General features: G+C 61.7%; 7 protein-coding genes and 1 pseudogene. 3 read left to right on the top strand and 5 right to left on the bottom strand.

Annotated elements, in window-relative coordinates:
- The 4 genes and pseudogenes from PGX04_RS15885 to PGX04_RS15870 all read right to left on the bottom strand — a co-directional run.
- Nucleotides 1-1,012, bottom strand: a 1,012-nt coding sequence (locus tag PGX04_RS15885; RefSeq protein WP_273739402.1) for a methionine synthase, incomplete at its 3' end; no start/stop codon positions are given.
- Between the two features lie 142 nt (nucleotides 1,013-1,154).
- Entirely contained in the window at nucleotides 1,155-1,694 is a 540-nt protein-coding gene (locus tag PGX04_RS15880) for a DUF1684 domain-containing protein (RefSeq protein ID WP_273739401.1), read from the bottom strand.
- Between the two features lie 110 nt (nucleotides 1,695-1,804).
- Nucleotides 1,805-2,175, bottom strand: a pseudogene (locus tag PGX04_RS15875) (thioredoxin family protein).
- 521 nt (nucleotides 2,176-2,696) lie between these two features.
- Nucleotides 2,697-4,052, bottom strand: a complete 1,356-nt coding sequence (locus PGX04_RS15870) for a hypothetical protein (RefSeq protein ID WP_273739400.1) — start codon at nucleotides 4,050-4,052, stop codon at nucleotides 2,697-2,699.
- Between the two features lie 110 nt (nucleotides 4,053-4,162).
- Between PGX04_RS15870 and PGX04_RS15865 the strand changes: the two genes are divergently transcribed.
- The gene (locus PGX04_RS15865; protein WP_273739399.1) at nucleotides 4,163-4,819 is read left to right on the top strand and encodes a helix-turn-helix domain-containing protein; all 657 of its coding nucleotides are present in this window, start codon (nucleotides 4,163-4,165) and stop codon (nucleotides 4,817-4,819) included.
- A 38-nt stretch (nucleotides 4,820-4,857) separates the two neighbouring features.
- Here the strand turns inward: PGX04_RS15865 and PGX04_RS15860 are convergent, their stop codons facing one another.
- On the bottom strand, nucleotides 4,858-5,703 hold the full coding sequence (locus PGX04_RS15860; protein ID WP_273739398.1) for a universal stress protein: 846 nt from the start codon (nucleotides 5,701-5,703) through the stop codon (nucleotides 4,858-4,860).
- A 337-nt stretch (nucleotides 5,704-6,040) separates the two neighbouring features.
- On the opposite strand from PGX04_RS15860, the gene PGX04_RS15855 reads away from it, so the two are divergent.
- Both PGX04_RS15855 and PGX04_RS15850 read left to right on the top strand, forming a co-directional pair.
- The gene (locus PGX04_RS15855) at nucleotides 6,041-6,187 is read left to right on the top strand and encodes a DUF7512 family protein (protein ID WP_273739397.1); all 147 of its coding nucleotides are present in this window, start codon (nucleotides 6,041-6,043) and stop codon (nucleotides 6,185-6,187) included.
- The coding region (locus PGX04_RS15850) for a TSUP family transporter (protein ID WP_273739396.1) at nucleotides 6,188-6,712 on the top strand (525 nt) is incomplete at its 3' end.

Raw genomic sequence — 6,712 nt, 5'->3', positions numbered from 1 at the left:
CGACCGCGTCCGCGACGCGCTCGAGGCGGTCCGCGATCGTCTCCGGGTGGTCGATGATGTTCGTCTTGACGTCGACGACGCCGGGCATCAGCGTCCAGCCATCGGGAAGCGGCTGCTCGGCGAACGCGCAGTACTCGTGCTGGTGGCGGGGGTTAGCCTGTTCGACGCTCAGTCCGGTGATGTCGGCCTCGTAGATCTCCGGCAGGAGGTCAACGAGGTCCGCGTCGAGGTGGTGGGGGCCCTCGTAGCTCCCCCAGCAGGTGTGGAGGCGGACCTGCTCGGCGGGGACGTTCTCGAGGGCCTCGTTGAGCGCCTCGACGTGGAGACGCGTGGCTGCTCTGATCTCCTCGAGCGGTTCGTCCGCGTAGGCCGCCGTCTGGCCGATGGTGAGGAGTTCGGGCGCGTCGATCTGGAGGGTCATTCCGGTCTCGGCGACCAGTTCGTACTCCGCTTGCATCGCGTCCGCGACGGCGAAGAGGAACTCCTCGTAGGTGTCGTAGTACTCGTTGACGTGCGTGGTTGCGACGATGCTCGGCGACGCCGAGGTCACGAAGGTCCCCTCGAAGTCAGCGTCGACGGTCTCGAGCGCGTCTCGGAACCCCTCGAGTTCGTCCTCGGCTTCCCCGTGGCCGGTGTACTCGATGGGACCGTCGACGACGGGCTGCATCGAGAGATCGATGACGTCCGTCTCGAACGTCTCCTCGGCGTACTCGGGGAACTCCTGGAGATCCGCCCAGAGCTCCTGTTCACGCTTCCCGTCGATCCCGCTCAGACGGTCGGCAACGTACCAGTTGAACGAGACCCGTGACTGCTCGCCGTTGTTGACGACGTCGAGTCCGACCTCGGCCTGTCGCTCGACGACGGCCCGCGTGGCCTCCGCGACGGTTTCGTTCCACTCGTCCTCGTCGACCGGTTCGTCGTTCTGACGCGCCTCGAGGAGGTTGAGCAGTGCCGGCGGGCGGGGAAGGCTCCCGATGTGCGTCGTTCGGATTCGGTCTTCAGTGGTCGTCATGTACTCTTGTGAGTAATAGTTTCAGTAGATAATATAACTGGTGGTATTCTCACGATCGACGGTCACGGTGGTTCGATAGCGCCTACGACGTTCGAAAACAGCGAAATTCCGTCGAGGGCGCCGAATTAGTCCGGAACCACCGTTAGTGGTACGCCTGTTCGCCGGCCTCGATCGGGATCTCGAGCCAGTTTTCCGTCGGCGGGAGCGGACACTCGTACCGATCCGAGTACGCGCACGTCGGGTTGTACGCCTCGTTAAAGTCGAGGATCCAGTTTCCGTCGCCCGCCCGGTGGGCGTCGCCTTCGAGGTCGAGGTACCGACCGGCGCCATAGGTCTCGTCGCCGCTGGTCGCGTCTCGGAACGGGACCCAGAGCCGATCGTCGTCTGGATCCGCCTTGTAGGCCTGCAATGTGATGTCTTCGCCGTCGACGGTGAATCGGAACTCGCCCCACCGAAGGTACTTCCGCTCGCCGTCGGTGCTCGTCCCAACGGTGACCGGTTCAGGGTTGTTGTACTCGTGCAGCGGCAGTTCGAACCGGTATGCCTCGTCGATCGGGTAATACTCGAGGCCGTCGAACGACTCGCGCTTGTCCGACGGAATCGGCGAGTGCGGGTCGCCGCCGAAGTACCGGTCTTTCTCTTCCCGTTGCGTCTCGATCGCTTGCCGCCAATCGGTGGTCATGACTGAAGGTCGGTGTGTCGTGGTCGTGTCGCTGGTCCCCGTATTTAGGTCGGACCAGGACGCTGTTCAGATAATCACTATCGACTGCCGTGGCCTCGGCAGGTGCGTCACTACGCGTGTTGCTCGATTAGCCCCTCCAGCGTTCCGCGGTCCTGGACGCCGACCATCCGCTCGACCGGCTGGCCGTCGGCGTAGAGGACGAGCGTCGGGACGCCGCGAGCGCCCAGTTGCTGGGCGATCTGCTGGTAAGCGTCGACGTCGACCTTCGCGACGGCGGCGTCGGTCTCCGCGGCGAGGGCCTCGATCGTCGGCTCCATCATCTGACAGGGGCCACACCAGTCGGCGTAACAGTCCACGAGGACAACGTCGTGCTCTCCCTGTCGGCCGCATTGAGGCCCCCGCCGTTCTCGAGACGTTCCTGCAGCTTTCGCTTCTTCTGTTCACGGATCCGTTGGCGTTCGTTGTTTGCGGAGTCGCTCATCGATCGACGGTACGGTTTCCACAGCAATAATGGTTTTGTGAACTAACTACAATATCATATGGCCGGTTTGGACTCGCACTGGTCTCGTGGCGGATCGCCGGCCGACTCTCACATCGTTCGGGCTGAGCAGGCCGGGAACAGATCGTCCATGAGTCCAGTAATGAACCATACCACGGCGTTGGCACCGCCCGTTTGATCGGGTAGTGCAGTACCTATCGTGAGTGCATTTCTCTTGGCGATCATAGGCGTTCTGCCGGCGAATTTTGAGAGTTTCTCTCAGGAAATTGAATCGATACTCCTTCCGCTCATTTTCGTCGGATTGGGACTAATATTGTACGGTATCGGGATGCATCTACATCTCATGCACCTGAATCTCGTTCGCCAACTACAGCCGAGCGATGTTGATGAAACACAGTCACTCGGCGAGAACTCAGAATAACGCAGGTCGCTGACTGTGAGCGGCTTTGAACGCGATATCCCGACGACGGTGTATACAACGCTTTTCTCGTCGAGTCCGGAAATCACACTCGAGTTGACGACGTCTGCGTGCGGACTGACCACCGCTGTTCGACGATCTTCAGCAGATAGTACCCCCAGAGTGAGAGGAGGACAGTGAATCCCGAGCCGTGCAGTAGCGCCGACCACGACTGGTCCTGATAGAAGAAACCGATCCCGACGGCGAGGACCGCGAGGTTCCAGGCAAGGACGGACTTCGGTCCGACGGCCGACGGGAGACGCTTCGCGGGGACGAGTCCGTCGACGCGGCTGTCGCCGCCGTCACCTCGAGCGGTTCCGTGGGGCCACTCGAGAGTGCAGGCGACGAGCAGCGAGCCTGCGAGCGCGATTGGAAGTGCCCAGCCGATGAAAAGGAAGTGCAATGCGCCGGTCTCGATCCACGGGTCGGGGATACCGAGTGGCATACCGAACAGGATGAACGGGGCGAAGCTCGCCGGGCCGAGGATCCACAGCTGGGCGACGAGCACCGAGAGCGCTGTCCCGCTCGGCGTGCCGGCCCGGTAGGTTTGAGCGAGCGTGTAAATATAGAGAACGTAGCCGGCGGCGTACAGTACTAGTCCGATCGCGGTCACCGTCTTCCCCATGCCGAGCACCGGTCCGACGACGAGCGGGACGATACCGAGTGCAAACAGCGGGAACGAGTATCGTTTCAGGCGGTCGCTGTATAGCTCCGCGTCCACGAGTCGCAGAAAGAGATCGTACAGCGTGCCGATCGCCGCGAGGCCCAGAAACCCCCACGCGTTGGCGTGAACGTGTGCCTCCCGGAGTCCGTACCAGCCGCCGGGGACGTCCCAGCCATGGCTGTACAGTCCGAACGCGAACGTGAGCCCGATCAGGTAGACGAACGGTGAGAGGAGGTAAAAGCCAATGGTCAGGTCGCGCGCTCGCCCGCTGTCGCTTCTGCGTACCATCAGGAGAACGACGGCGAACAGCCAGCCCGTGAGCAGCCAGATCGTCCCAAGACCGATGTCGAACCACAGCGGCTCGCCAAAGGCACGACCGTACCAGGTGAGTAGTACGGCGCCGTTCAATCCGAGAAAAACGGCTTTGATAGCCGTTGCTGACGGTCCCGGTTGCTCGAGTTTCCGCGCCGTCAGCTGTGGCAGCGTGCCGAAGAGCAACTGCGTGAACGCGCCGATCGTAACGAAGTGGATGTGCGTCCACGTGATCCACGATACCTGCGGAACGAGTTCGAACGCTTGAAGGCCCTGATAGAGAGCGAGCGCGAAACCGACAAACAGGAATGCGATGCCAGCAACGTGAAACGGCGTCAGAGTGAGCGTCGGTCCATCAGCCGTCCGCCGGGTGGATCGGTATTCGGAGTCGCTTGGACGTGGGTCGCACGGATCCGTATTAGCCATACACGTTCGTTTGATTGGCCGCTGTGTATCCGTTGTCGCGAATATTGCAGGGTGCTTCGAACATGTTCGAAGCGTATGCTACGGTGTTCGACTGCCAATCATCAATACTGATGCCACGGGCGAAACTCACCGTCCAACTCCCCGAATCCCTCTGGATCCACGAGATTTCGACGGCCTATCCCGACACTACGTTTCGAGTCAGTTCAGTGCTGCCGGGATCGGACGTCGCGATCGGTGTCATCGAACTGGCGGCGTCGAATCCGGTCCCGATACTCGCCGCGATCGACGAGCGGAGCGATATCCGGGATCTCGAGTTGCTCTGGAAGCACGACGAGACCACACTCCTGCAGGTCGAGACATCGAATCCGTCACTGCTCGTTCCCATGCAGCAGGCCGGCGTTCCAATGGAGACGCCGTTTGCGGTCGAAGACGGCGTGGTGACTTGGGAACTGACGACGAGTGCGGACCGGTTATCGATACTCGGCGACGCGTTCGATGAGCGTGGCATCGAATACCAGCTCGAGTACGTACATGCCGTCGCCGCGAGCGACGCAGAGAACTTGTTGACAGAACGACAGCTCGAGGTCTTCCGCACCGCTCTCGAGGCGGGGTACTACGACGTTCCCCGCGAGGCGACGCTGACGGACGTCGCGTCGGCGCTCGGCGTGACCAAGTCGACCTGTAGCGATGTCCTGCATCGCGCGGAGAGCGCGATCGCACACTGGTTTGCCGACGAACGCGTCGACTCCATCTCTCACGACCGGTGAACCGGTTCCCGCTCGAGTGAGCCGACGGTTCGCCCTCGTTACGCCGTTCGATCCGGCGGAACGAGCATAACGTTGCCGTCCGCCCGTGCGACGATATCTTCGGAGACGCTCCCGAGCAAGAGTCTGCGGAGCCTGCTGTGACCGCGCGAGCCGACGAGAATCGTCGTCGGTTCGTACTCGACTTCCGCAGCGAGAATCTCGTCCGCCGGATCACCTTGACGGACCGCCGTTCGCGTCTCGATCTCCCAGTCCTCGAGTTTGGTCGCCAACTTCACCAGTCGCGCTTCGGGGTCGGCGCCCTCTGGAAGCGCCGGATCCTTCGGCGTTTCAACGTGGACTAGCGTCGCCTCCTGCGTCGCGTGACGGAGGTACGAGAACGCCTCGAACGCCCGCTCGGCGTTCTCCGAGAAGTCCGTCGCAAACAGTATCCGCCGAAACAGATGTTCGCGGACGACGGCTGGCTCGTCCGCCCCGCGTTCGATCCGGTTGACCAGCAGTGGGACGATCGTCGTCCGCGCGAGATTGCGTGCAGTCGATCCGATAACGCGGTTCTCAAGCGGACTCTTTCCGCGCGAGCCGATGACTGTAAGGCTAGCGCCGACCGCCTCTGCGATCCCGTTGATGCGTCGATGGGGCGTCCCGCGAACGACGTGTGCTTCGACGTCGAAGCCCGCGTCTTCGATGACGCTGCGATAGCGATCGAGCGCTCGCTCGCGTCGCGCTGCGAAGTCGATACCGGGCATCCCCGCGTGGACGTTCGACGGGATCACGGTCACGAGGTGGATCTCCTCGACGCCGATTCGGCCGAGACACTCGAGACAGGTCTCGCTCTCGATCGTCGCCTCGCTGGCGGCCGAGAGATCGGTCGCACAGATCGCTATCATACCGGTCGTAGGCTTCGGACGCATAATATTGTTTGTGCAAACCAATACCTACCCCGAATTATCAGTCGTAACCGATCCGTAGGTATTGCGACGCCGACTCCGTCTCGCCACGAATCCGCTGACACCGCGTTCCGACCGCGCGCCAGCGGAAGGAGTCTCCGTCGGTTCGTTCCTCGGCTCCGTATAACTTACTGGAATATTCTCGTTGGATAGCCGTGAGATAGACTGCAGTAATATTGTGCAGAATTCCCAAAAGTGTTATATCCGTCCTCCGGATAGACGATACCGAGTAGAAACCTATGCTCCGCACACAATCGGGCGACGGAGGTCGGTATCGATGATCGACCTCGCAGCGTATTCGTCAGCAGTACAGTCAGGCGCCCTCGTTGGCGCCGTCCTCCTCGAGGCGTTCGTCCTCTACGTCGGGTACGGCGCGCTCGAGCGAGTCGCAGCGCCGATCGTCGAGAAAATCACACGCGCATAGATGGAGCTATTCGGAATCGCCCTGATGACGCTCGCACTGTTCGTAAGCTTCGGCTTCATGGTCGGCGTCCTATTCGGCTTCTTCGGCATGGGCGGTTCGTTCCTCGTCACACCGGCGTTACTCGTGATGGGGTATCCCGCCAGAGTCGCCGTCGGGAGTGGCATGGCCTTCGTCTTCGGGACGGCCATGATCGCGACGCTGAAACACCGCGACCTCGGCCAGGTCGACTACAAGCTCGGCGGACTGATGATCGTCGGGACGACGAGCGGTATCGAGGTGGGGAGTCGGATAGTGTACTATCTCGAGGAATTGGGACTCGCCAGCGGTGCCATCGGCGTCACGTACGTCGTCCTGTTGGGTGCGGTCGGGCTGTTCGTCATCCGAAATGCGCTCGTAAACGACGGCGGAGACGATTCGAGTAGCAGCCACCACGAGTCCGACGGGGAGATCGATCCGGATGCGATTCCACCCCTCGCGAAGCGGATTCAGTCTTATCGTATCCCGCCGATGATGACAGTTGCCGGC

It is taken from the genome of Natrinema soli (genome assembly GCF_028618695.1).
Note: the sequence above shows the minus strand (reverse complement) of the source record. Positions and strands in the feature narration are given on the sequence as shown.

What these genes read in the sequence shown, in the direction of transcription:
- PGX04_RS15855 (WP_273739397.1), top strand. Translation starts at nt 6,041, where the DNA reads ATGATCGACCTCGCAGCGTATTCGTCAGCAGTACAGTCAGGCGCCCTC.
- PGX04_RS15870 (WP_273739400.1), bottom strand. Translation starts at nt 4,052, where the DNA reads ATGGCTAATACGGATCCGTGCGACCCACGTCCAAGCGACTCCGAATAC.
- PGX04_RS15860 (WP_273739398.1), bottom strand. Translation starts at nt 5,703, where the DNA reads ATGATAGCGATCTGTGCGACCGATCTCTCGGCCGCCAGCGAGGCGACG.
- PGX04_RS15865 (WP_273739399.1), top strand. Translation starts at nt 4,163, where the DNA reads ATGCCACGGGCGAAACTCACCGTCCAACTCCCCGAATCCCTCTGGATC.
- PGX04_RS15880 (WP_273739401.1), bottom strand. Translation starts at nt 1,694, where the DNA reads ATGACCACCGATTGGCGGCAAGCGATCGAGACGCAACGGGAAGAGAAA.